The following is a 25,956-nucleotide window of genomic DNA, read 5'->3' on the forward strand; positions in this document are numbered from 1 at the left end:
ATCATGAAGGGAAAAATCCTAGTGAATCAACATACTGATATTAAAACGCCCGAATATGTATCCATTCAATTTCAGCTAGCTGGTTTAGGTAGCCGTACAGCGGCCTTTATCATCGATCAATTGCTATTAATGACTGTAAACATACTGATCTTGCTAATCCTTGTACTCACAACCATTGGCTTACCGTCGAGTATGTTATTAGCGCAATTAGAACCTGTCGCTCTTGGAATCACCATTATTGTTTTATTTATTCTTAATTGGGGTTACTTTTTTGTGTTTGAATTTTTCTCAGGCGGCAGAACAATCGGTAAGAAGGTATTAGGAATCAGAGTAATCCAGGAGAACGGGCACAGTATTACCTTGCTTTCAAGTCTAATCAGAAATTTAATGAGAATCATTGATTCCTTGCCCACTGGTTATTTTCTTGGTCTGGTCATGATTTTTTTCCACAGCAAGCATAAGCGGCTGGGAGATGTTGTCGCAGGAACCATCGTTGTTCATGAGCGTCATTCACGAAAAAAGAAACAATCACCACTTGAAAAAGAAATAGCCAAACGAGGACTCCGCAAAGAGGAATTAATGATAGATGAACGTACATTGGTAAGTTTCGGACCAAAGGATTGGCAGTTAATTTCTAGCTATTGTCAAAGACTAACTCAGCTAGTTGAAGATGAAAAAGCCGACTTAACAAGACAAATTGCTCGTATTCTATTAATAAAATTAGGGATCGATGCAGAACAGAAGACAGAACTCGAATTAGAAAATACACTGATTGTTCTTTATTTACACCTGAAGGATGAGTGGGAATTTGAAATCTAGTTTAGGCACATAGCACAGATTTATTATTGATATTCCTTAAAAGGTTGCTATAATGATAGAGTTGCAAAAAATTACATTTAATGGGATGTATTTTTCACTTCTCAGGAGGATTTTATGAAAAAGAATAGATTTGTGTTTTGGGGGCTTGTGATTACGACCCTCATTTCGGCACTTGATGCCAATATCATGCAAACAGCAAGCCCGACCATTGTGAGTCAACTTGGCGGCAAGGAGTTATTTGCCTGGATCTTTTCGGTCTATATGCTGGCGAGTACGGTAACGGTTCCGCTTTTTGGAAAACTTGCTGATATGTATGGACGAAAAAGATTATTAATGATTGCTGTCAGTTTATTCACGATTGGTTCAATCCTCTGTGGTATTGCAGATTCCATGGTTTCATTAATCATCTATAGAGGAATTCAAGGACTGGGAGCAGGAGGGATGATACCGCTTTCGATGATCATTGTTGGAGACTTGTTCTCTATTGAAAAACGCGGAAAGATCCAAGCCGTTTTTAGTACGATTTGGGCATTATCCTCGATTGTGGGGCCAGTTCTTGGGTCGTTCTTTGTTGAAGCATTAACCTGGAGATGGATTTTCTTTATTAATATTCCAATTGGTATTATTACAGTCCTTTGCTTAATTCCTTACAAGGAGCAAATGGAATTTAAAAAATCGTACATTGATTACAAAGGTTTTTTACTGTTTGGCTTTACCATTACATTATTATTGCTCGCAACAAGTGTAAGCAATCCCCTTTGGTATGTCATCTTTGGGGTGATGGGATTAATGGTATTTATCCTCGTCGAGAGAAAGGAAGCACATCCGTTCTTGCCGGTTTCCTTATTTAAAAACAGAGGAATCTTGATGACCAATACGTTCATGTTATTTTATTGCCTTTCCTTCTTCGGAACATCTAATTTCATCCCGCTGTACCTGCAAGAGGGACGATCAATGAGTATTTATCAAAGTGGACTTATTCTATTAAGTATATCTCTAGGCTGGATGTTCGGGAGCACACCTGCAGGTAAGTGGATTATCCGATTTGGCTATAGACGATTATTCATTGTCGGAAGTTTGATCACGTTTATTTCAGGAGCAGCTTTGTACTTATTCGTCAATCAGCTTTCTTACACAGGCTTATTCGCCATTTTGACTGTTCAAGGTTTTTCGTTCGGTTTATTGTTTGCGGTAGGTACCATTGCATCACAAGAGTTTGCTGAACCAACGATTAAGGGCGTTTCGACATCGTTACAAATGTTTTTGAGAAATATAGGAACCTCGATTGGAGTAACGGTAATGGGATTAATCATTAATCAGGCAGCAACGATCAACTTAGGAATAAAGAACGTATTCCTTTATGCCTTGGTGCTAAGTTTCGTAACGATTTTCATAAGTTTCCTATTTCCTTCTAAAACAGGGGCAGCTGCTAATGTTAGCGATAATAACGTTATGTTAACTGAATAACCATATTAAAAAAGCCTATATCTTAGAACAAGATTTAGGCCTTTTTATTGGGTAAAAACCTAACTTACCGAGGTTGAAGTACCTTCTCCTTCAATAGGCATATGATGCTTAAAGAAAACCTGTGAAGGGAATGAGCAATTTGACTTATTTTTCAAATCCGAACTCTTATTCGAATTATGACAATTCAATGGTGAGAAGTAACCAAGAAAACATACACCAAATTCTTGAATCTATTCTTCAAAGCATCAAGAGAGAGGCAACAGCGATTGAACTATATAGACAGTTAGCCAATTTAGCTCCAAATCAAAAGCATAAAAATGACATTCTCCTAGCTCTAGAAAGCAAAAAAGCACATCTATCACAATTTACTCATCTTTACGTGAACCTTACAGGAACGAAGCCAGTCTATCAAATCGATCAAGTTCCTTTCAACGCTTATCAGGATGGTCTGCAAAAGGCTTATCAAGCAGAGGTAGAAGGTTATCAAGAATACAACCGAACTGGTTATCTAATTCAGCATCCGCAAATTCGGAATGTATTTTTGTGGGCTGTAACGGGTGAACAGGAAAATGCGGCCCGGTTTCGTTCTTTAAATGAGGAGGTTTCTGTTCGAGTCACCGATTACGGGCCAAATCCATTTGTCATTGATATTAATGAGGCAACAAAGCAAAACGATAACTTCCGTACCGCACTTTGGACTGGAGATCATCTGCAGGTTACCTTGATGAGCATTGGGGTAGGAGAGGACATCGGCTTAGAAATTCATCCTGAACTCGATCAATTCTTACGCATTGAACAAGGACAAGGACTTGTTCAAATGGGCGATAGCAAAGATCGTTTGAACTTTAGACAACAAGTTGCCGATGATTTTTCGATTGTGATACCTGCTGGAAAATGGCATAATTTAACGAATACTGGAAACCAGCCATTAAAACTTTATTCTATCTATGCGCCGCCGCAGCATCCAAAAGGAACTATACATGAGACGAAAGCCATTGCTATGGCTGCTGAAGAGGAGCATCACCGATGGTAAAAAGGATGAGACATTGATCTCATCCTTTTATTTTTATGAAACTCTATAAGCAATGCATTACTTTTTCGGCTAGATCCCAAGGGACGCTGTAGCCTTGTCCTTTGGAACAGAATATTGAAGTTGAAGTATAGTCAGGGTCTGCGTCCTTCTTGTATTGTAGTTTTTCAATTACCTCAACCTGGTTATGACACCGGTGATAACCTCCAAACACTAGATTTAATAATCCTTTTCCTTGCGTGATGCTTGCAAACTCAGGACCATAATTCATAAAGGTAATGACAGGGACCTTTCCCGTTAGTATCGCTTTGTCACCTTCCGTAATCGGTGCTTCAAAACTGCCATGTGCGTTTTGGATATCGGTCAAAATTTTTCCGAGATGATCGAGTTCGATTTTTATTTTAAAATCATAATAAGGCTCGAGCAGCGTATTTTCAGCTTTCTCCAAGCCTTGTCTTAATGCACGGAAGGCTGCCTCACGAAAGTCCCCACCAGAGGTATGTTTATTATGGCTTCGACCTGTAAGTAATGTAATCTTCAAGTCAGTAATCGGTGATCCCGTTAAGAGACCATGATGCTGGCGTTCAAACAAGTGGTGGCGGATAAGGTTCTGTGTACTAACAGGCAGATGATCCGTATGACAAATACTCTCAAATGTAATTCCGTTATTCCGGTCGGCAGGCTCTAGCTGCAGGTGGACTTCTGCGTAATGTCCTAAAGGTTCAAAATGGCCGTACCCTCGCACAGGTGAGTCGATTGTCTCTTTATATAGTATTTCAGGGTCAGAAAATGAAATATCTAGCAGGAAGCGGTCCTTGACTACTTGGATCAACACTTCAAGTTGAATGAGCCCCATCACATGAATATGAATTTCTTGGGTACGTTCTTCCCAAGTCACCTTTAATGAAGGATCCTCAGCATCTAGTCTCTTAAAATATCCTAATACTTCTTTCACGTTTTTGGAGGGATCAAAGTTTACCTTTGACTTCAGCGCTGAGACCATTTCATAATTGACTTTCATTGTTAATGAACCGACTCCATCACCAGCAGTAGCTGAGGACAATCCTGTAACCGCAAAAAGATCACCAGCAGTTATTTGGTCCACATTTTTAAATTTACCGCCATTATAAAGTCGCAACTGGGTGATTTTTTCAAGGTGGTCTTCGCCAAGCCTGAGCTCATTCCGAACTTTTAATGATCCACTAAGTGCCTTGATGAAGGTAATTCGGGTACCTTTTTCATCATAGCGAATTTTATAAACGCGTCCGGCAAATGCTTCTTCTACTTTATAACTCGTAGCTGTTAATTGATCTAATTTTTCCAAAAAAGCTGTAACTCCAATATCTTGTAAAGCAGACCCGCTAACACAAGGGAAGATAAGCTTGCAATTAAGTAGTCGTTTAAAGGTTTGAAGCCACAAAATGGGATCATATCCTGAATCCATATACTTTTCAAGCAGATTTTCATCACGCTCTGCGAGGAAGTCTACTAGCTGCTCATTCATTTCATTAAGGTCTACTAGCTCTGTTAGATCACAAACATCCGGTGTTAAATTGCTGCGAATTTCTGCTCGTACTCTTTCAGCATTCGCGCCGATACGGTCGATTTTATTGATAAAGAAGAAGGTAGGGACCTGATGTTTTTGAAGCAAATTCCAGATGGTTTCCGTGTGTCCTTCAATACCTTCCACCGCACTGATTACGACAATTGCATAATCCATTACTTGAATGGCTCGTTCCATCTCTGGTGAAAAGTCGACATGTCCAGGTGTATCGATCAAATAATATTCTGATTGATTATATGTAAAAGCAGCCTGTTCAGCAAAGACAGTGATTCCTCGTTGTTTTTCAATGTCATGGTGATCTAGGAAGGTATCTTTATGGTCAACACGGCCTCTTTGTTTAATCGTTTTTGTATGATAAAGCAATTGTTCTGCTAATGTCGTTTTTCCAGCGTCTACATGCGCGAACATTCCAATGGTTTTCTTCATCCTTGCACCTCAAAGTCTTTTTACCGTTAGTCATAGTCCTCCCATTATATCACAGGGGATTTTTTGGTAAGTAAATTTAGGTCTATTGAAGTAGATTTGTTCATAAGTTCGAGTGCCTGTCATACATATTAGAAAGGAGCAAAAGGACATGCTTTTTAAAGTAGGTGACCCACTTAACTGACCTTCAGAAAGGGGAAAAATCCAAGGAATGGAATTCATATTGGAAATCATAAATAGTTATAGCTCTTTTTTTTCATTTGAGGCTTTTCAGAATGTATTGACCGACCCAGCCAGTTGGGGTGTAATCGGTACTCTCATTATTCTTGAAGGGTTATTGTCAGCCGATAACGCACTTGTTTTAGCGGTTATGGTCAAGCACCTTCCAAAGAAACAACGTAAAAAGGCACTGTTTTATGGTATTATCGGTGCTTATCTATTCCGTATCTTGGCAATTGGCTTTGGCGTTACCTTAATAAAAATCGCCTGGCTTCAAATTGTTGCGGGTCACTATCTTCTTTGGATTGTTTTCCAGCACTTTATGACAAAAGGAGAAGAAGAGGGGGCAGTGGAGCCAAAATCGATGGGGTTTTGGAGAACGGTTCTAGCGGTAGAGTTAATGGACATTGCCTTTAGTTTGGATAGTGTGATTGCTGCCTTTGGAGTATCCAACCAAGTATGGGTATTGTTTTTAGGAGGAGTACTAGGGATCTTGATGATGCGGGGAGTAGCTCAATTGTTCCTAGCGCTGATTGAAAAGGTACCTGAGTTTGAAACAACGGCATTTGTGTTAATTGCACTCATTGGTGTTAAAATGATTACAGCAGCCTTTGGTTTCCAATTAAATGAATTTGTATTTTTCAGTATCCTCATCACTGTCTTTTTTGGAACTTTTCTTGTTCATACCGTCAGAAAACACTCTGGTAATGCCTCTCCGAGATAAAAGGCATATAAAAAGTGACCAATTCGGTTAACAGTCGCTACCTTCATTACGTGATCCATTCTGTTATATGAAAAGCTCGGATTTGTACAAAAAGCTGGTTTCCCTTTAGACTAGGATGATTTTATAATCACAGTTAAACATCGAGTCACAAACAAAGCTCTTATCTGAAAAAACAAATAAGAGCTTTTTGCATTAATTTTCTTCGACTGCGTGCCCACCGAATTCATTACGAAGAGCAGCTACCACTTTTCCTGTAAAGGTATCGTCTTCTAAGGAACGATACCGCATCATTAATGCCATCGTGATCACTGGTGCCATCATCTGCAAATCAAGCGCTGTCTCGACAGTCCATTTACCTTCTCCTGAAGAATGCATGATTCCCTTAATTCCATCAAGTTTTGCATCCTTAGAGAATGCATTTTCCGTCAACTCCATTAACCATGAGCGGATGACAGAGCCATTGTTCCACACTCTTGCGACTTTTTCATAGTCAAATTCAAACGGGCTTTTCTCTACTATCTCGAACCCTTCAGCAATGGCCTGCATCATGCCATACTCAATTCCATTATGGACCATTTTTAAGAAATGTCCGCTGCCAGGCTTTCCAGCATAGAGATAGCCATTTTCAACCGTTAGATCACGAAAGATCGGTTCAATTTCAGAAAACACTTCAGGATTTCCGCCAATCATCGTACAAGCTCCGTTTCGGGCCCCATCAACACCACCGCTTGTTCCGCAGTCAAAGAAATAAATTCCGTGCTGTTCACACTTTTCATTCCGTTTGATGGAATCTTTATAGTGTGCATTACCGCCATCAATAATCCGATCACCTTCATCGAGATAGGGGAGGAGCTGTTCAAAAACCGTTTCGGTAATTTTGCCAGCCGGGACCATTAACCAAACGGTCCTTGGTTTCGTCAATTGCTTAACAAGGCTTTCAATTGTTTCAGCAGTCGTGACACCTTCTTCGGAAATTTTTTTCATCATATCCTGATTTACATCATAAGCGACCACATCGTGATGTTTATCGGTTAAATTCAAAGTAAGCTGATATCCCATTTTACCTAAGCCAATCATTCCAAGCTGCATTCATCATCATCCTAACTTTTGCGAAATAAATTTTCTTAATAAGTTCATTATATGAAAAAAAATTCTTTTTTGTAAGGTATTTTAAAAAAATATTTTTTCCTAATCTAAAATTGAGTATAATAAAAGAAAGTCCTAAACAGGAGAGATATGATGAAAAAGGATCAAAAGCCTTGTTTGGTTACAATTCGGACAAACTATCCAGAATTCAGTGTGACCGAAAGAAAAATAGCTGATTATATATTAAAATACCCCAAAAAAATTATTCATTCCTCCATTAATCAAATTGCTGAGGATTTAAATGTTGCTGACTCCACCGTTTTCCGTTTTTGCAAACGTCTTGGTTATAAAGGATATCAAGCATTGAAAATAGCCCTTGCTTCTGAAGTGGTTTCACCATTGCAGGATATCCATGAACAAGTAGATGAAGGCGATACAGTTGAAACGATTGCCTCAAAGGTATTCCAGGCAAACCAAAAAACACTGGTAGCAACGTTGGCGGTCGTTGATGAGGAGCAATTGCAATTAGCGGTAGATGCGTTGTTGGCAGCCGATTCGGTAAAGTTTTTTGGAAGCGGTGGATCTAGTGTCGTCGCCCTTGACGGTTACCATAAATTTTTACGGACGGGATTAAAGGTAAGTGCGGTGATTGATAGTCACTTTCAACTTATGGAGGCATCACAGATGTCATGTAATGATTGTGCGGTGTTAATTTCACACTCGGGTTCTTCAAGAGATGTGCTGCAAATTTTAGAAGTGGTGAACGCAACAGGGGCGAAAAGCATTTCTATTACAAATTATGCGAAAACACCTTTAAGTACAGGAGCTTCCATCCCGCTTTACACGGTATCAGAAGAAACTGAATACCGATCAGAGGCACTCTCATCCCGGATCGCCCAACTCACATTAATCGATGCACTATATGTCAATATCTTAATGAAATCAGGCATCGCTGGCCAGGAAGCACTCGAAAAAATCAGAGACGCTATTAGTGTAAAAAGAATTTAGAGTTTAGAAAGAGCTTGTAGGGAGAGTATCCTACAAGCTCTTCTTTAACATTTGAGGATGAATTGAATTCCAAATATTTAGAAAACACCAATAAACATACTTGATATTCAATTTTTTAATTGATAGACTAATATTAAATAGAAGGTTTATTTATAGTTGTGATTGATGTGCTAAATACACTAGATACAAAATAGAATAACAGTAGGGGCTGAACGGATGAGAAAGATACATGTAGTTACCCAAAAGGAACTGGTGGAGATGGAAAAGTTACATGAATGTACAGCCGTGGTCATTGATGTTTTTTTAGCTACCTCCACTATTATTCTAGCTTTAGATCACGGTTTTACTAGTGTAAGGGCAGTCAAAGACGCACAAACGGCCTTATCAGTAGCTAAAACCAGCCCTAAGGATTCTTACCTGCTATTAGGGGAATCTAAAGGTGAAGAAATCGATGGATTTATCTATCCTGATCCTTTTCTGCTTTTGGATGAAAGATACTCAAAAGAAAAAGAGCTGATTCTTTGTTCTACAAATGGAACAGTTGCTATTAATGTAGCACGTGAATCAAAAACACTGTTTGTCTCCTCACTTATCAATGGCCAAGCAGTTGCTAAAAGAATTCATGCAGCCGATGATGATTCTTCGATCGTATTCATTTGTTCTGGAAATGACAATCGCTTTTCATTGGAAGACTACATAGGTGCTGGACAAGTCATTCATTATTTACGAAAGAATGCGGGGGAATACTCATTATCAGATTCCGCCATCGGAGCATTGTTATGCTATCAATCTGCAAAAGAAAGAACATTTTCAGACCTTTATCGCTGTGAAACCGCCCGCATGTTAGCAGACTATGGATTTGAACAGTCTATCGACATGATCCTTGGAAAAGTAGACAAAATTGAAACCGTTCCCATTTATCATAATGGAAAAATGGTAAAAGAAATCCCAAATTTAAATTAACAGGAGTGATGAATCGATGTTAGCATTATCTGCTCAGGCACAGGATTTCAAAACAAGACTGATAAACTTTATGGAAGAGTATATTTATCCTAATGAAAGTTTGTACGAAGAACAGCTAAATCAAATGGAAACGCGATGGGCCATTCCGCCAATTATGGAAGAGTTAAAAAGCAAAGCAAAGGAACAGGGTCTGTGGAATTTATTTATTCCTCAAAAAGAATATGGTCCAGGATTAACAAACTATGAATACGGCCACCTGTGTGCCATAATGGGACGATCTTTAATTGCCCCGGAGGCCTTCAATTGTGGTGCTCCTGATACTGGTAATATGGAGGTTCTCATTAAATATGGTACACCAGAGCAGAAAGAAAAATGGCTGGCTCCATTGTTAAATGGGGAAATTAGATCTGTATTTTCAATGACAGAACCTGCTGTTGCTTCTTCTGACGCAACAAATATTGAAGGCAGTATTATTCGTGATGGTGATGAGTACGTGATAAATGCCCGCAAATGGTGGTCTTCTGGAGCCATGGACCCACGCGTAGGAATAGCCATTGTCATGGGGAAATCTGATCCTACAGCGGAAAAACACAAACAGCAATCTATGATTCTAGTACCATTCGATGCTCCAGGAGTAGAGATTAAGAGATATTTACCTGTCTTCGGTTATGATCATGCCCCGCATGGTCACGCAGAGGTTCATTATAACAATGTTCGTGTTCCTGCCTCTAATATGTTATTAGGTGAGGGAAGAGGCTTTGAGATTGCCCAAGGGCGTCTTGGTCCGGGAAGAATCCACCACTGTATGCGTGCGATCGGGGCGGCAGAAAGAGCACTTGACCTTTTATGTGAACGCGCAAATAGCCGCGTCGCTTTTGGTACAAAACTTGCGGACAAGGATGTCATACGTGAAATTATTGCGGAATCCCGAATCGAAATTGAACAGGCTAGACTTTTGACCTTAAATGCTGCTCATAAAATGGATCAAGAAGGGGCGAAGGGAGCTCGTAAAGAAATTGCGATGGCCAAAATCGTTGCTCCTCGTGCGTCACTGAGCGTTATTGATAAAGCGATGCAAGTGTTTGGCGGTGCCGGCGTCAGTGAAGATACTCCGCTTGCGGCGCACTGGGCAAATGCACGAACACTGCGCATTGTCGATGGTCCAGACCAAGTCCATCTAAGAGACATCGGCCGTCTCGAATTGAGGGAACGTCAATAAACCACTTATTTAACAGGCTGTGCTCTTTTGATAAGAGTACAGCTTTGATTTTTGGGGCTATTCAAGCGAATAAATGAAAGAAGCATGGGTCTGATGCCCTTGAAAGTGAAATTAAAGCGATAGGGTAACCAGATGACATTTCTGTTTACCGTAAAAGAAAAAAAAGTGCTGGAACGGTAATCAGACGACCCTTCTGATTACCATATAAGCGAAAAATATTCTGGAACGGTAATCAGACGACCCTTCTGATTACCATATAAGCGAAAAATATTCTGGAACGGTAACCAGACGACCCTTCTGTTTACCGTATAAGCGAAAAAGATGCTGGAACGGTAACCAGACGACCTCTCTGATAACCGCATTTGAGAAAAAGATGCTGGAACGGTAACCAGACGACCTCTCTGATAACCGCATTTGAGAAAAAGATGCTGGAATGGTACAGACGACCCTTCTGATTACCGTGAAAGAGGAAGAACGGTAACCAGACTTACCCTAATATGGAGGACTGGAAGTAATGCAAAGATTACTAGATAAGGTTGCAGTGATTACAGGTGGGACAGGTGGAATCGGAAAGGAAACGGCCGCTGTTTTTTTAAGAGAAGGAGCAAAGGTCGTTTTAGTAGATTTATGCGAAGATACTCTACACTCTGTAAAAAATGAGTTAGCCGTTTTTGGTGAGGTAGTAACAGTCCAGGCAGATGTTTCAAATGAACCCGAAGTAGAAAAGTATGTAAATTCAGCTGTTCAGCATTTTGGCAGAATTGATATATTCATTAATAATGCAGGGATTGAAGGTAAGGTAGCACCAATCATAGACCAATCTATTGAAGATTTTGATAAAGTAATGGCAGTTAATGTACGTGGTGTATTCCTGGGATTAAAATATGTCCTACGAGTCATGCTGAAACAAAGATCCGGTTCGATTATCAATACCTCCTCCGTTGCCGGCTGGAAGGGGTCCCCGGGAGTAGCACCCTATGTGGCCTCGAAACATGCCGTTGTAGGGCTTACGAAAACCGCAGCACTGGAGGCAGCAAGTGGAAATGTACGTGTCAATTCGATTCACCCTAGTCCAGTAAACACTAGAATGATGCGTTCTTTAGAGGCTGGGTTCAATCCAGACGATGCCCAAAGTGCAAAAAACAAATTAGAGAAGAGCATTCCATTGGGCCGCTACGGCGAAACGAAGGATATTGCAAATTTAGCATTGTTTTTGGCATCAGATGAAAGTTCGTTTATTAGCGGTAGCCAATACCGCATCGATGGTGGCATGACAGCCACATCCAACTAAAAAACTTCCTCTCTAGGTAAGATAAGAGTAGCCAATTACTAAATTGGCTACTCTCCATTTCCTTATACCATTTCTTCCGTAACTCTTACCAATTCTCTAAGTGCTTCTTGATCATCCTCTCCTGTTACATCAAAGGTTACGTTTGCCTCTCTAGGCACTCCTAAAGATAAGACTCCCATAATCGACTTTAAATTGACACGGTGTTTCTTGTAGGTGAGGAAAATTTCAGAATCAAAACGTGATGCCGTTTGAACCAAGTGTGTAACTGCACGACCATCTAAACCTGCACTGCTTTTGATTTGGACTGTTTGTTGGATCATTTACAAACCTCCGTAAAGAATAAAGATTACTAACACTCTTTTATGTATGAATAAAATCATGCGAATATGAATGCGCTCGTCAGTTTTTATGTCAGCCATCTTTACAAAAGGTTATTTAACGTACGACTTTAAGTTTGAAAATGGTATAATATATTTATTTTCCATTTACTACTTATGAAGGAGAAAAGGGATTGAACTATAAGATAAGTCATAAATTGATCAAAGAAAAGTGCGGTTCCGTCTCCTTCAAAAGAGGAGAGGCTTTTTACCGTTCCAAGAAGGTTACCATTCACCACTATAGTCATCAACAGTGTACTGCAACGGTTTCTGGAGCTGACGATTTTCATGTCACCATTTCCATCAATCAACATGGAGACATCGTGACAGAGTGTAACTGCCCCAAACTTCTATCGTATCATAAGGAGTGCCAACATATTGCAGCTGTCTTGCATTCGATGTATGAAATTCAACGCCAGGTAACAAACCATATACTCCCCGTGGCTGATTCGAATCAACAGCAGGTCAAGGAAAATCTTGCCGGGAGTTTAATGGAGATTTTCAGTGAAAAGAACGTAAAATCTAGTGGTCAGCAGCCTTACTTTGAAACAAGACAAGTACTCCAGCTGGGGATGCTATTAAAACCAATCACTACCAGACAAGGGCAAAAGCTATTTTCGATTGGACTATACTTTGGAGAGTTGTTGGTCCAGAATATCCGTGAATTTCTAAAAAATGTGAATGATGTCAAGCCAACTAAGATTTCAGCTTCTTTTACATTTGATCCTTCGCTTCATTGTTTTCAAAATGAAACCAATATGATCATTCAGCAATTAATTCAAATATACCGTGATGAAAGTCTATTAGGAGAGACCTTCTCTGGAGGAATGAAGGATCCTAGCCTGCTGGTGATTCCAGCGACCGTGTGGCAGCGTCTTTTCCCGTTGCTAACAACAGCTGAAAACATTGACTTCGAGGTTGAAGGAAATAGAATTAGTGGACTTCAGATATCAGAACAAAGACTTCCTATTCAGTTTAAAATAAGTGAAAATGAGCAGCAGGGCTATTTACTAAGCATTTCAGGAATAAATGATTTGTTGATGATGAATCCTTATCATTTGGTGATCTATGAAGGGCAATGTATACAACTAAATACTGACGATAGTAAACACCTTTCGGACCTGAAACAAATGATCGAGTCGGCCGGAACAAATCGGATCACCATTCATAAAGACCAAGTAAACCATTTTATTGAAAAAGTAATACCTGGCCTAAGAAAACTAGGTGAAGTCCGCTTTTCTGAAGATATTTCGAAAGATTTTAAGAAAACTCCGTTAGTAGCTAAGTTGTTTTTAGACCGGGTAAAAAATCGTTTACTGGCGGGACTTGAGTTTCATTATGGAAATATTGTCATTAATCCATTCGATTCGCATGCCTCTAGCGTCCCCCTGCTATTAAGGGACAAAGAATGCGAAAAGGAAATATTAACAATTATGCAGGAAAGTGAGTTTGCCCAGACAGATAGCGGATACTTTTTGCATAATGAAGAACTAGAATATGAGTTTCTAACCTATGTTGTTCCAAAATTACAGAAGCTAGTGCAAATATATGCGACTACAGCCGTAAGAAATCGGATATTTAGGGAAAACACTCGTCCTCAGGTCAGGGTGAGGGTAAAAAAAGAACGAACGAATTGGCTCGAGTTTAAATTTGAAATGGACGGGATCCCTAATCGTGATATCAAGGAAATATTGGCAGCTTTAGAGGAGAAACGCAAATTTTATCGCTTGCGTAATGGTTCACTGCTTTCATTGGAAACAAGGGAGTTTGAAGACATTCAACGTTTCATGCAGGGACTACCGGTCAAAGAAAGAGGACTGGACAGTGGATTGAATCTTCCGATTGTTCAAGGACTACAATTATTAGATTCTTTTGAAAGTGAACAAACTTTATTACTAGAAGAATCATTCCGAGATTTTATGAAAAATATCAGCAATCCTGAGGGGTTGGATTATGAGGTTCCGCAGGAAGTAGATTCGATTTTGCGTGATTACCAAAAACATGGCTATAAATGGATGAAAGCCTTAGCTAATTATGGATTTGGCGGTGTTCTAGCAGACGATATGGGCTTAGGGAAAACACTGCAGAGTATTACCTTTATCTTATCAGAGCTTTCTGTTATTCGAGAAAAAAAGCTTCCAGTGCTTATTGTTTGTCCAGCATCACTTACGTACAATTGGCTGAGCGAGCTGATGAAATTTGCTCCGATTCTAGAATCTGTTATTATCGATGGATCTAAAATAGAGCGAGAAAAATTGCAAAAGGATATTTCAGAAATGGATGTGGTGATCACCTCCTATCCATTGCTCCGAAAAGATCTATTATGGTATGAGAAGCAGACCTTCCACACCGTGTTTTTTGATGAGGCACAGTCATTTAAAAATCCTATTACTCAAACAGCACGAGCAGTGAAACGAATAAAGGCAGAAAATCGCTTCGCACTGACTGGAACGCCAATTGAAAATTCACTTGAGGAATTGTGGTCGATTTTTCACGTCGTCTTTCCTGAGCTGTTTAAAGGGCTAAAAGACTATAGCAACCTTACAAGAAAACAGATTTCGAGAAGAATACGTCCATTTTTACTGCGAAGATTAAAAGAGGATGTTCTAGGAGAACTTCCGCAAAAGATTGAGTCGTTAGAATCGGTGGAACTTTTACCAGAACAGAAGAAGCTATATGCAGCCTATTTGGCAAAGCTTCGGCATGATACGTTGAAGCATTTGGATAAGGATACATTGCGGAAAAACAAAATTAAAATACTCGCAGGTTTAACTCGATTACGACAAATTTGCTGTCACCCGGCTTTGTTCGTAGATGGCTATAAAGGAAACTCAGCTAAGTTTAAACAGCTGCTGGAAATTTTAGAGGAAGCCAGAAGATCAGGCAGAAGGGTATTGATTTTTTCACAATTCACAAAAATGCTAGCGCTCATTGGCAGCGAACTTGCTATAGAAGGGCATCCTTATTTCTATTTGGATGGCCAAACTCCCTCTGAAGAGAGACTAGAAATATGTAATCGATTTAACCTAGGAGAACGTGATTTATTTCTCATTTCCTTGAAAGCAGGAGGTACTGGACTTAATTTAACTGGTGCTAATACGGTTATCCTCTATGACATCTGGTGGAACCCTGCAGTAGAAGAGCAAGCAGCAGATCGTGCACATCGAATCGGGCAGACAAATGTAGTTCAGGTAATCAAGTTGGTTACACGAGGTACAATAGAAGAAAAAATGAATGAACTTCAAGAAAAAAAGAGAGATTTAATAGAAGAATTGATTGATTCTGAAGGTAGATCTTCAACAGCCTTAACAGAGGAAGACATTCGTGAATTGTTAATGATATAGATAAACTAGCTAAAGCCAGCCCTCCCAATAGGGGGGCTGTTTTTTTACCTTTTTTACTGCAATTGCTGTGTATCCTGATTTTGTTGAGATTGCTGTGTATTTTGATTTTGCTGAGATTGCTGAGACTGTTGTTGTGACAAGTTCATTGCAGTTTGCGCAGCCGTAAGATCGACATTTAACTGCTCTGATAGGTTGTTTGGATGATAATACCCCTTTGAGATCATATAATTTGAAATTTGCTCATGTGTATTAACTGCATCAATTAAATATTGCTTTAATGTTTCTCTTACTTCTGGTGTTGAGGTTTCAGTTAAAGCTAACGCGATATTTTTAACACCAGATTTAGCAGCTATTAAAAAGTCTGTAGCAACCACTTGATCTGTCATTCCACCCATACCTACCATATTCTGTATCGTTTGATTCATGATTGCATTCCTCGCTTCGTAATAAATTCCTGCATGCGCTGGATTTGTGCTGTCGTTTTTGTTACATCCTGTTGGAGGATATTTTTTAATTCAGAGTCCTGAACAAGTGCACCCATTGTCGATGATTTTGTAAGACAAAGGTTCTTAAATGTTAACAGTTCATGGAGCTCATACGTTTCATGGGGTGCTAAATATTGGGTGTTCATTGAGATTCCTCCTGAAATTTTCTTGTGTTACACAAATTTATAATCTCCTAAAACAAAAGGAAAACTTCTGGAAATTTTCGGAATGATCAATTGAATATTTTTCCATAACCCTCTAAGAAATGTAAGAACAAAAAAATACAAGAAGACACGTTAATGCTATTAACATTTATATGATGAAAGGTGATTTGGTTTCTTTTCATTCTTTTCCTCCTAAGCCATTCTCTATAAGGCTTGAATTTGTAAAGATGGTTGGAGGTCAGGATCTGTATTCGGCTGATCCACCAAATCGTATTACAAAACCGGAAATAAATTATTCCAGGTAGGGTATTTTTGAGGTCTTATGGCCTATTTCTTTCTTAGAGAGAAACGTATGTTCCTGTTTTATTGAAAAAATGATATAATTAAGAGGCAATAGAATAGGTTTATCTCAAGGGTGGTCGGCACATTCCCTATTGAAAGGGGGTGATGCTGAATGACGGTTTTTGAAACCTTAATGTTTACGGTTGCTTTTACAAGCTTAATCGTAGCAGTACTGTCATTTAACCAAAAAAAATAACCCACCCTTGAGTTAGAGGCTCAGGTGAGTTATCCCGCCAATATAGCCGATCCACTAGGGAACGTCTATTGCTAGACCGGACATGTTACCAGCATGTTCGGTCTTTTTTATTATATGCGAGTATTCATACTTATTATACCAATACGACATGAAAATAAAAACAGTATCAACCTCCTTCACAAAAAAAACTGAAATTATCCGATAAAAGCCAATTTTTTTACGTTTAAGAAAAAATCGCCAAAACTAACACCATTTACAAAACATTTCCAAACCTATTATCTAAGACATATGGGAAAGGTATTCCTATGACAATTAATAAGGGGGGAATACGATCATCATGCACGATGAACCCAGAGATTATATAACAATCGAAGATGATCATGGAAATCGTAAAGATTATGCGGTTGAAGCATTATTTGATATGGAAGATGAATCATATGCACTCCTAACATCCGTTGATGAAACAATCGTCATGAAGGTGGAGGGTGAAGAAGGAAATCAATTCTTAGTCGGGATTTCAGACCCTGCTGAAAGTGAAGCCATATTAGCTGCCTATGAGATTGCCGTAGAAAATGCACCAGCAGATTAAATTGTTTTTTCAAGAAACAAGATCTACTGCGGGATTAATGCCCGTAGTTTTTTTACTTGCTCATAATATTTTCCTTTGAACTCCCAAATTTCCCTATGATTTCAAAAATATTTGTGCTTTTGTAAAGACTATGTAAATTTCGTGTAAATTTATATCTTAATAGGTTTACAGCTTGTTAACAGTAGATTAATAATATTACTTGTGAGGAAAATGTCGAAGTTAAGGGGTTGTTATTTTTGGAGTTTAATATTCAAGAAATAATCTTCCAGTTTATTGGTGGATTAGGGATATTCTTATTTGGTATTAAATTTATGGGTGACGGACTACAAAAGTCAGCAGGAGATCGCTTAAGAGATATACTTGACCGTTTTACATCTAACCCGTTCATGGGGGTTCTTGCAGGGATATTCGTTACCGTGCTAATTCAATCAAGTTCAGGTACGACCGCTTTAACAGTGGGCTTAGTCAGTGCAGGCTTTATGACCTTAAGGCAAGCTATTGGTGTCATTATGGGTGCCAATATCGGAACCACCGTAACAGCCTTTATTATCGGAATTGAAATCGATGAGTATGCATTACCGATAATTGCTGTTGGTGCAGCTGCGATTTTCTTCTTCAAAAGTCAAAAAGTCCAGGCTCTTGGTCAAGTTATTTTCGGCTTTGGAGCATTATTTTATGGTTTAGACCTAATGAGCAGCGGAATGAAACCATTACGCTCATTAGAAGCGTTTCAAGAGTTAACATTAAGCATGAGCTCTAACCCTCTACTTGGGGTTATTGTGGGAACAATCTTTACCGTTATTGTACAGAGTTCAAGTGCTACCATTGGTATTTTACAAGAGTTATTTGCTCAAGGCGCAATAGATTTAAAAGCCGCACTGCCCGTTTTATTTGGCGACAATATCGGTACTACCATTACTGCTATTTTAGCAAGTATCGGGACATCAATTGCAGCTCGACGTGCAGCGCTTGTACATGTAATGTTCAATGTTATTGGTACGATTATTGTCATGATATTCCTGATACCTTATTCTAAGTTAATTGGATTTTTTCAACAAAGTCTAGATTTGAATCCTGAGATGACGATTGCCTTTGCACATGGGACATTTAATGTTACAAACACGATTATTCAATTCCCATTTATAGCAATATTGGCATGGATTGTAACAAAAATTATTCGTGGCGAAGATACGTTTATTAATTACAAGCCACAAAATCTTAATCCTTTATTTATTGAACAATCACCTTCTATTGCCTTAGGACAGGCAAAAGAAGAAGTGATCAGAATGGCCGAACTTTCACTAAAAGGTTTAAATGAAGCAGGTGCCTATTTTAACGATAGACAAAAAAAGCATGCAGATACAGCTGTTCAGTTAGAAGAAGCAATCAATAACTTAGATAAAAAAATTACCAATTATTTAGTTGATATTTCTGCTAAGCCACTATCTGGTGCGATATCTCACAAGCATTCTTTATTATTAGACTCTGTTCGTGATATTGAAAGAATCGGTGACCATTTTGAGAACATCGTTGAAGTGGTCGACTACCAAATCAGCAATCGAGTAATCATTTCAGAACTAGCAACAAACGAGCTGAATGAAATGATCACTTTAACAACTTCTACCTTAATAGATGCCATTGGAGCACTTAGGTCCTTCGATACTAACCTAGCACTAACTGTAATAGCTAAGGAAGAACAAATTGACCAGATGGAACGTCAATTAAGAAAGAACCATATTATTCGTTTGAATAACCGGGTATGTACGGGTGATGCCGGTGTTACTTTTGTTGATATCGTGAGCAATTTAGAGCGGATCGGTGACCATGCGGTTAACATTGCTGAAGCCGTTATTGAGCAGGAGAATATGATTCATCATAAAACTACAATAAAAGCACAATAAGCTACCAAGAGCAGTCCCGTAAATTTAAGGGATTGCTCTTTTAATGTTTATATTCCGCATTATAAGAGTTTTCACCTGAATGAACAGACAGGAGAGTGTCTGCATACCCAACGAGCCGATTGACAATTTCATCCCCAACTGCATAAACGAGGTGATGAACATCCGCTTTATGCAGCTTTGGGTCATCAAAAATGATGGTAGTATTAATAAATATTTCTTTCGTATCGTACAGGTTGTAATGAATGATGGTTTTACCAGCAGCACCGCCGGTAACTGGATCATGATAGTTTGGTAAAAAAATATACCATTCTTCTGCTGTAGGTGATCTGAAGTTCTTTGTAAAGGTCATTCCATTAATTACACTATCAATTTGTAGTTTGAGTTTTTCATTTACAACGTCTTTGATCTTATCGTCCAAGTGCTTACCAACTTTCTAAATCGTTACCTTAATGAACAACGTCATTTCTTTTATCAATATATAGGGAGCCATCCTGCTGAATTTCTGCATAAAACACATCTGACACATCTTGGACCCCTGCCTGTTGAAGCTGCTGCTGAAGCCAATCTGTGTTTATATTTAACTTGGATAGATTTTCATGTACAATCGTTCCATCTGTAACCACTGCAGTGGCGGTAGGGTAGATAATTTGTTTTTTTGGTATGTTCATATCACTCTTTGTTACCGGTTTCTTCTCTTCTTTTTTCATAACAGATAGTTTTCCATCTACTTCAAAAATAGCATACTCAACATCTGTCATCGAAAAAACATTTTTTTGTCGAAGCATGGAATTTAGTGTATTAATATTTAGCCGTGTCTTACGGAGTACATCTTCCATTACCTGTCCGTTTTTTACAACGATCATCGGGTCTCCTTCAATTACTTTTCTACCCTTTTTAGAATGTATTTCTATGTAATCAAAGAAAACTGTAAATGCACTCCATCCAATTAACGCTAATATCCCATAACCAATTCTAACATTTGGGCTTAAGGCAAGATTGGCAGCAATCGATCCAATGGCGATACCGGAAACAAAATTAGGGAAAGTCATTTGGCTGATTTCTTTCCTTCCCAAGAGTCTGGCTAATAAGAACAATACAAGAAACGAGAGGGCAATTCTTAAAATTTGTTCGATAAGTCCCATTATTGAACCACCTTTTTAGGGTATATATGTTTATTTATTTGCTAAATAGGTTGGTATTATTACTTTTAAATTGTTAGCTTACTTAAGTGATTAAGGGATATTAATCCATCTATTGCACAAAATAACAGCAATATTATTTTAGGAGTGGAAGGTTTGGGAAAAGCAGGAATACAAGTGCCCGTAAAGGAAACGTTCAATGATAATGTTAAGTATTTAAAAGAAGAACTTCGAGTAGAAAAGAATTTTGATGTCATTCATAGACAGTTAAAATACGCAGAATTACGTTTTGCCATGTTCTTAGTCGATGGATTTGCAAATGCAGATATGCTGCTCCTCATTATGCGAGAGCTAGAAAAACGTAAGCCTGAAGATCTTAATAAAAACGTTATTACCAAATTAATAGAAACCTTCATCCCTCATGTGGAAGCAGATACCTCTGAGGATCTAGAAGAGGTTATTGCCCAAGTACTGGCCGGACAAGCTGCCATTGTGGTGGAAGGCGGCAACAAGATCATCCTTATTGATTCACGAACCTATCCTGTCCGTTCCCCAGATGAGCCCGATATTGAACGGGTGGTCCGTGGTCCTCGTGATGGGTTTGTCGAAACCATTGTTTTTAATTGTGCCTTAATTCGCAGAAGGGTCCGAGACCGCTCTTTAATTATGGAGTATGTACAAGTAGGGGAACGTTCTAAAACAGATATTGCATTAGCTTACATAGACACTATTGTAGATATGAAACATGTTGAAATGCTAAGAGGCAAACTTGAAGAAATTTCAATTGATGGAATCCCTATGGCTGAGAAAACGATTGAAGAATTTGTCTTTGGAAGGAATTATAATCCCTATCCCTTGGTTCGTTACACAGAAAGAGCCGATACTAGCGCTGTTCACTTAATGGAAGGTCATGTATTGATCATCGTTGACGGTTCCCCAAGCGTGATGATTTGTCCTTCTACCTACTGGCATCACCTGCAGCATGCAGAAGAGTATAGGCAAAAGCCGGTTGTTGGTGTTTTTCTAAAGTGGGCCCGATATATTGCCGTTTTAGCTTCCCTTTTTCTATTACCACTTTGGTATACCTTTGCAACCAATGAGCAATTACTTTCAGAACGGTGGAAGTTTATTGGAGTGAAAGACTCAGGAGAGATTTCTTTAATATGGCAGTTCCTTATTGCTGAGGTGGGGATTGAGGTTCTGAGGATGGCTGCCATCCATACTCCTAATGCATTAGCAACAGCACTCGGAATCGTGTCCGCCATCATTATTGGAGATGTAGCCGTTCAGGTTGGAATTTTCACCCACGAGGTAGTACTGTACGTAGCCGTTGCAGCAATTGGAACATTTGCGACCCCAAGCTATGAATTAAGTTTGGCCAATCGAATTTTTCGAGTCTTTTTTCTTCTCATGGTGGCCTTTTTAAAAGTTCCAGGTCTGATTATTGGTATTACTTTTTGGCTCTTATTACTAGTAAGGACTTCAAGTATGAATATCCCATTTATGTATCCATTTCTGCCTTTCTACCCTCGTGATTTCTGGATGCTAATCACTCGTTCTCCTGTACCGCTTAACAAAATAAGGGGGAACATGCTAAACCCTCAGGATAAAACGAGACAATAAGAGAAAGTAAGTCTGTCCATGTCGGATAGACTTACTTTCTGTCAAAAACCCTGTAACCACGCACTTTAAGTCACTATCTATCGACATAATACAACACAGATAGTACGTTGATATTAAAGTGCTAGCAGTTGATAGCATGTGATTTATTCAAGAATTTCTTTGAATTCTTTGCCTTTTTGAACATAATGCTCACTCGACATTTTAAGCATTTTTAGATCTTTTTCTGTTAACTCCCGAACCACCCTTCCTGGAGATCCTAGAACTAAAGAACGGGGAGGAATCTTAATTCCGCCAGATAGAAGAGTGTTAGCACCAATGATACATTCCTCACCAACTTCAACATTGTCTAATAGTGTTGATCCCATTCCAATAATAGAACTTCTGCCAATCTTACAGCCATGTAAAATCACGTTATGGCCAATCGTTACATCGTCTGCAATTTCAACCGGAAAACCCTCAAACAAATGGATCGTAGAATTGTCTTGGATACTGCATCTTTCACCAATAATGATTGGACCATCATCCGCACGCAAGACTGCATTAAACCATACAGTTGACCCTTTACCAATCCGCACATCACCAATTAAATAAGCTCCCGGTGCCATAAAAACGCTTTCATGGATAGCAGGGGAAACACCTTTATAAGGAATTTTCATTGATTTACTCCTCCTAAAAAACTGAATAATCTAACTTTTAAGTAAAATTATAACATTAGCTACGGTCATATGAAAATTTAGCTAAAAAAAAACGAACTCAAGGTCATATTGAATTCGTTTTTTTAGGAAATTCACACTAACTATTAATATTTTTCACCATATTTTTTATACCAGTCTACAAAATGATTTAAGCCTTCTTCAATCCTTGTTTCTGGAGAAAACCCTATGTCAGATTGTAAATCAGAAATATCTGCATATGTTTCCTTCATATCGCCAGGCTGCATCGGTAAATAGTTCAGATTTGCCTTTTTTCCAATAGTCTTCTCTAAAATATGAATGAAGTCCATTAGTCTAGTAGGATTGTTATTACCTATGTTGTAAAGTTTGTAAGGAGCAAAGCTTGAACTTGGGTCAGGTTGATTTCGATTCCAATTAGGATTAGCTGCTGGGGGGCGGTGGAGAAGGCGAATAATCCCCTCTACAATATCATCGATATAAGTAAAGTCTCTACTCATATCTCCATTATTAAAAACCTCAATTTCCTGTTGGTCCAACATTTTCTTCGTAAAAGTATAATAAGCCATGTCTGGCCGGCCCCATGGTCCATAAACAGTAAAAAAGCGAAGTCCTGTAGTTGGGATTTGGAATAGGTGACTATAAGTATGGGCCATTAGTTCATTTGCTTTTTTAGTTGCGGCATAAAGACTCACAGGGTGATCCACTCTATCTCTTGTTGAAAAGGGAATTTGACCATTTGCACCATAAACAGAACTAGAGGAGGCATAGATTAAGTGCTCTATCCTGTGGTGTTTGCTTGCCTCTAAGATATTAATAAACCCTACTAGATTAGCATCTATATAGGAATGTGGATTCTCTAGACTATAACGTACGCCAGCTTGGGCAGCCAAGTTAATAACAATATGAACCTTCTTGTCTTTAAATAGCCGGTCGAGAGCTTTTTTATCTTTTAAATCTATTTTAAAAAACTCAAAGTTAGGGAACTTCTCTAACATTTTCAGACGATCTTTCTTTAACTGGACATTATAGTAATCATTTAAATTGTCTAAACCAATCACATGATAATTTTCCGAGGCTAAGCGTTCTGAAAGGTGAAACCCTATAAATCCAGCTGCCCCTGTTACTAGAATACTCATGGTGCTAATTCGCTTCCTTGTTCAAACAATAATTCGCCACGTGTAATAATGGTTGGGAATTTTGGTTTTATTTTCTTAAATGCTTGCATTAATACATGATGACCTTTTTTTTCTACAAGTCTTCCGAGTGTGAGGATGTTCTCTGTACCCCACTTAATTCGAAGGACGGTAGTTGTATTGGTCAAGGTCAACACCCACATATATAGGGGCGAGATATTTATATACTTTGGTTGCCGAACCAAATCAAAATATTCGTAGCTAGGAACTTCATGTATTGGCGGAATGTATTGAGTGGGGTCAACTCTTAAATTCAAGTGCAAAGCAGTAGGCATTTTCTGTTCTCCTTTCAGCATCATTTTTGGAATTTCATCCACTTGGAAATAAAATATGCTAATAAGAGAGTGGAGGCTTGGACAGAACGGAATATATTATGATTCGTTGTTTTTATGTAAGCGCTTTTAAATTTGCAAAATAATAAAAATAGTCAAAAAATATTGACGAGTTGATTTTACAGTGGTACTGTTATTAATAATTTAAAATGAATCGATGACGAGAAGAGTAGGATATAAGTTGTTTTTTAGAGAGTCGGCGGTTGGTGGGAGCCGATAACAATAAATATCTGAAGATCATCTCTGAGATGTGTAGCTGAAAAAGCTTAGAAGTAAGCTATACCGGACCAATCCACCGTTAAATGGAAACCGTACAGGCACATGTACGATAATCGAGAGCCACAGCTGGTGAAAACAATATGCTGTGGAAGTAGGGTGGTAACGCGAGCTAACTCGTCCCTATCAAATGGGGCGGGTTTTTTGTTGTTTAAAAATAGGCCAATGATAATGGCAAACGTGGGAATCCACAATGAATGGCATTGAAAGTATTTAGAGGAGGAATTGATTAACATGAACCAGCCAGTTGAACAAACACTAAGACCTTTTCAGGTAGAAGACGTGATTATTGCCAGCCACACGATTAAAGATGTCATTTCTCCAACACCGTTGCAGTATAACCATATATTATCAGAGCGTTATGGTTGTCACGTTTACTTGAAACGAGAAGATATGCAAAGTGTTCGGTCGTTTAAAATCCGTGGTGCCTATAATCGTATTAAAAAATTAAATGAAGAAGAATTAAAGAACGGGATCATTTGTGCGAGTGCTGGAAACCACGCACAAGGGGTTGCTTATTCCTGTCACCACTTAAAAATTCTTGGAAAGATCTTTATGCCAAGTACCACCCCGAAGCAAAAGGTGAACCAGGTGAAATTCTGGGGCAAAGATAGTGTTGAAATTGTATTAGTAGGTGATACCTTTGATGATGCCTATGAAAAAGCAAGGGAATGCAGTCTAACTGAAAACCGAACCTTTATTCATCCCTTTGACGACCCAGATGTCATCGCAGGTCAAGGAACAGTCGCAGTAGAATTGCTAAATGACTGTAATGAAAAGATTGATTATTTATTTGCTGCTATTGGAGGCGGTGGACTCATGGCTGGTGCTGGCACCTATTTACGTCATTTTTCACCGCAAACCCAGCTAATTGGTGTGGAACCTCAAGGGGCGCCAGGAATGAAGGAATCCATTTTAAAAGGGGAAGTCACGACACTTCAGCAAATCGACCCTTTTGTAGATGGAGCAGCCGTTAAAACGGTCGGCAGTATGACCTTTAACATTTGCAAGGAAATCGTGGACGATATTGTGGTGGTCCCTGAAGGGAAGGTCTGCACCACCTTGTTGTCACTGTATAACGAAAGTGCCATTGTCGTGGAACCAACAGGAGCACTGTCCATTGCTGCTTTAGATACATATGCTGAGGAAATTAAAGGAAAAACAGTGGTGTGTATTGTAAGCGGCGGTAACAATGATATTGGCCGGATGCAGGAAATTAAAGAGCGTTCGAAAATTTATGAGGGCTTGCAGCATTACTTTATTGTTCAATTTCCACAGCGTCCAGGGGCTTTGCGTGAATTCCTAGATGATGTACTAGGACCAAATGATGATATCAGTCATTTTGAATACACGAAGAAAAATAATCGTGAAACTGGACCTGCATTAGTTGGAATTGAACTGAAGGACAAGGAAGACTATAGAACATTGATTGAACGTATTAAAGCAAAAGGATTTTTGTATCGAGAAGTCAATAAAGATAGCACCTTATTCCAGATGCTTGTTTAAAA

Annotated in this window: 22 protein-coding genes, 1 pseudogene and 1 other annotated feature; of the genes and pseudogenes, 13 read left to right on the forward strand and 10 right to left on the reverse strand. The window is 38.9% G+C overall.

Annotation, left to right across the window (positions count from 1 at the left end):
• Nucleotides 1-21 precede the first annotated feature (21 nt).
• The 3 genes from BTR25_RS13800 (at nucleotide 22) to BTR25_RS13810 (ending at nucleotide 3,319) form a co-directional block, all read left to right on the forward strand.
• Complete coding sequence (locus BTR25_RS13800; protein ID WP_254842714.1) at nucleotides 22-819, forward strand: RDD family protein; 798 nt, start codon at nucleotides 22-24, stop codon at nucleotides 817-819.
• A gap of 114 nt (nucleotides 820-933) precedes the next feature.
• A complete protein-coding gene (locus BTR25_RS13805) occupies nucleotides 934-2,286 on the forward strand; it encodes an MDR family MFS transporter (protein ID WP_075688632.1) in 1,353 nt (450 codons plus the stop codon).
• 130 nt (nucleotides 2,287-2,416) lie between these two features.
• The gene (locus tag BTR25_RS13810; RefSeq protein ID WP_075688633.1) at nucleotides 2,417-3,319 is read left to right on the forward strand and encodes a cupin domain-containing protein; all 903 of its coding nucleotides are present in this window, start codon (nucleotides 2,417-2,419) and stop codon (nucleotides 3,317-3,319) included.
• 43 nt (nucleotides 3,320-3,362) lie between these two features.
• Here BTR25_RS13810 and BTR25_RS13815 read toward each other — a convergent pair whose 3' ends face one another.
• The gene (locus BTR25_RS13815; protein ID WP_075688634.1) at nucleotides 3,363-5,306 is read right to left on the reverse strand and encodes an elongation factor G; all 1,944 of its coding nucleotides are present in this window, start codon (nucleotides 5,304-5,306) and stop codon (nucleotides 3,363-3,365) included.
• Nucleotides 5,307-5,514: 208 nt separating this feature from the next.
• On the opposite strand from BTR25_RS13815, the gene BTR25_RS13820 reads away from it, so the two are divergent.
• Nucleotides 5,515-6,246: a TerC family protein gene (locus BTR25_RS13820; protein ID WP_075688635.1), complete on the forward strand. Its 732-nt coding sequence runs from the start codon at nucleotides 5,515-5,517 to the stop codon at nucleotides 6,244-6,246.
• Nucleotides 6,247-6,438: 192 nt separating this feature from the next.
• Here BTR25_RS13820 and gnd read toward each other — a convergent pair whose 3' ends face one another.
• Nucleotides 6,439-7,335, reverse strand: coding sequence for a phosphogluconate dehydrogenase (NAD(+)-dependent, decarboxylating) (gnd, locus tag BTR25_RS13825; RefSeq protein ID WP_075688636.1), 897 nt, complete (start codon nucleotides 7,333-7,335; stop codon nucleotides 6,439-6,441).
• Between the two features lie 150 nt (nucleotides 7,336-7,485).
• Between gnd and BTR25_RS13830 the strand changes: the two genes are divergently transcribed.
• The 4 genes from BTR25_RS13830 (at nucleotide 7,486) to BTR25_RS13845 (ending at nucleotide 11,813) form a co-directional block, all read left to right on the forward strand.
• Complete coding sequence (locus BTR25_RS13830) at nucleotides 7,486-8,340, forward strand: MurR/RpiR family transcriptional regulator (RefSeq protein ID WP_075688637.1); 855 nt, start codon at nucleotides 7,486-7,488, stop codon at nucleotides 8,338-8,340.
• Between the two features lie 216 nt (nucleotides 8,341-8,556).
• A complete protein-coding gene (locus BTR25_RS13835; RefSeq protein ID WP_075688638.1) occupies nucleotides 8,557-9,303 on the forward strand; it encodes a 2-phosphosulfolactate phosphatase in 747 nt (248 codons plus the stop codon).
• Nucleotides 9,304-9,319: 16 nt separating this feature from the next.
• Nucleotides 9,320-10,522 (forward strand): acyl-CoA dehydrogenase family protein, encoded by a 1,203-nt coding sequence (locus BTR25_RS13840; RefSeq protein ID WP_075688639.1) that lies wholly within the window; start codon nucleotides 9,320-9,322, stop codon nucleotides 10,520-10,522.
• A 514-nt stretch (nucleotides 10,523-11,036) separates the two neighbouring features.
• Nucleotides 11,037-11,813 carry an SDR family NAD(P)-dependent oxidoreductase gene (locus tag BTR25_RS13845; protein ID WP_075688640.1) on the forward strand — a complete coding sequence of 259 codons (777 nt, stop codon included), beginning with the start codon at nucleotides 11,037-11,039 and terminating at the stop codon, nucleotides 11,811-11,813.
• 62 nt (nucleotides 11,814-11,875) lie between these two features.
• On the opposite strand, the gene BTR25_RS13850 is transcribed toward BTR25_RS13845, so the two are convergent.
• A complete protein-coding gene (locus BTR25_RS13850; RefSeq protein ID WP_075688641.1) occupies nucleotides 11,876-12,133 on the reverse strand; it encodes an HPr family phosphocarrier protein in 258 nt (85 codons plus the stop codon).
• Between the two features lie 191 nt (nucleotides 12,134-12,324).
• Between BTR25_RS13850 and BTR25_RS13855 the strand changes: the two genes are divergently transcribed.
• Entirely contained in the window at nucleotides 12,325-15,534 is a 3,210-nt protein-coding gene (locus BTR25_RS13855) for a DEAD/DEAH box helicase (protein ID WP_075688642.1), read from the forward strand.
• 131 nt (nucleotides 15,535-15,665) lie between these two features.
• Here BTR25_RS13855 and BTR25_RS13860 read toward each other — a convergent pair.
• Together BTR25_RS13860 and BTR25_RS13865 are read right to left on the reverse strand one after the other, a co-directional pair.
• Nucleotides 15,666-15,959 (reverse strand): annotated as a pseudogene (locus tag BTR25_RS13860) (spore coat protein); the annotation flags it as partial.
• Entirely contained in the window at nucleotides 15,956-16,165 is a 210-nt protein-coding gene (locus tag BTR25_RS13865; protein ID WP_075688643.1) for a hypothetical protein, read from the reverse strand. The gene BTR25_RS13865 and the pseudogene BTR25_RS13860, both read right to left, overlap by 4 nt.
• Nucleotides 16,166-17,058: 893 nt before the next feature.
• On the opposite strand from BTR25_RS13865, the gene BTR25_RS13870 reads away from it, so the two are divergent.
• Both BTR25_RS13870 and BTR25_RS13875 read left to right on the forward strand, forming a co-directional pair.
• A complete protein-coding gene (locus tag BTR25_RS13870; RefSeq protein WP_075688644.1) occupies nucleotides 17,059-17,310 on the forward strand; it encodes a DUF1292 domain-containing protein in 252 nt (83 codons plus the stop codon).
• Between the two features lie 236 nt (nucleotides 17,311-17,546).
• The gene (locus BTR25_RS13875; protein ID WP_075688645.1) at nucleotides 17,547-19,211 is read left to right on the forward strand and encodes a Na/Pi cotransporter family protein; all 1,665 of its coding nucleotides are present in this window, start codon (nucleotides 17,547-17,549) and stop codon (nucleotides 19,209-19,211) included.
• A 40-nt stretch (nucleotides 19,212-19,251) separates the two neighbouring features.
• Here BTR25_RS13875 and BTR25_RS13880 read toward each other — a convergent pair whose 3' ends face one another.
• Nucleotides 19,252-19,629 carry a hypothetical protein gene (locus BTR25_RS13880; RefSeq protein ID WP_075688646.1) on the reverse strand — a complete coding sequence of 126 codons (378 nt, stop codon included), beginning with the start codon at nucleotides 19,627-19,629 and terminating at the stop codon, nucleotides 19,252-19,254.
• A 28-nt stretch (nucleotides 19,630-19,657) separates the two neighbouring features.
• The gene (locus BTR25_RS13885; RefSeq protein ID WP_075688647.1) at nucleotides 19,658-20,353 is read right to left on the reverse strand and encodes a DUF421 domain-containing protein; all 696 of its coding nucleotides are present in this window, start codon (nucleotides 20,351-20,353) and stop codon (nucleotides 19,658-19,660) included.
• A 144-nt stretch (nucleotides 20,354-20,497) separates the two neighbouring features.
• Between BTR25_RS13885 and BTR25_RS13890 the strand changes: the two genes are divergently transcribed.
• Nucleotides 20,498-21,973, forward strand: coding sequence for a spore germination protein (locus tag BTR25_RS13890; RefSeq protein ID WP_368482992.1), 1,476 nt, complete (start codon nucleotides 20,498-20,500; stop codon nucleotides 21,971-21,973).
• A gap of 143 nt (nucleotides 21,974-22,116) precedes the next feature.
• Here BTR25_RS13890 and BTR25_RS13895 read toward each other — a convergent pair whose 3' ends face one another.
• The 3 genes from BTR25_RS13895 to BTR25_RS13905 form a co-directional block, all read right to left on the reverse strand.
• The gene (locus BTR25_RS13895; protein ID WP_075688649.1) at nucleotides 22,117-22,629 is read right to left on the reverse strand and encodes a gamma carbonic anhydrase family protein; all 513 of its coding nucleotides are present in this window, start codon (nucleotides 22,627-22,629) and stop codon (nucleotides 22,117-22,119) included.
• Between the two features lie 143 nt (nucleotides 22,630-22,772).
• Entirely contained in the window at nucleotides 22,773-23,783 is a 1,011-nt protein-coding gene (locus BTR25_RS13900) for an NAD-dependent epimerase (protein WP_075688650.1), read from the reverse strand.
• Nucleotides 23,780-24,115 carry a hypothetical protein gene (locus BTR25_RS13905; protein WP_075688651.1) on the reverse strand — a complete coding sequence of 112 codons (336 nt, stop codon included), beginning with the start codon at nucleotides 24,113-24,115 and terminating at the stop codon, nucleotides 23,780-23,782. Before BTR25_RS13905 ends, BTR25_RS13900 begins: the two co-directional genes overlap by 4 nt.
• Nucleotides 24,116-24,320: 205 nt before the next feature.
• Nucleotides 24,321-24,576: a binding site (T-box leader), on the forward strand.
• A 106-nt stretch (nucleotides 24,577-24,682) separates the two neighbouring features.
• On the opposite strand from BTR25_RS13905, the gene ilvA reads away from it, so the two are divergent.
• Nucleotides 24,683-25,954 (forward strand): threonine ammonia-lyase IlvA, encoded by a 1,272-nt coding sequence (ilvA, locus tag BTR25_RS13910; protein ID WP_075688652.1) that lies wholly within the window; start codon nucleotides 24,683-24,685, stop codon nucleotides 25,952-25,954.
• Nucleotides 25,955-25,956: the final 2 nt, after the last annotated feature.

The organism is Bacillus sp. MRMR6, assembly GCF_001940785.1.
In the GTDB taxonomy this organism is placed as follows: Bacteria; Bacillota; Bacilli; order Bacillales; family Cytobacillaceae; genus Neobacillus.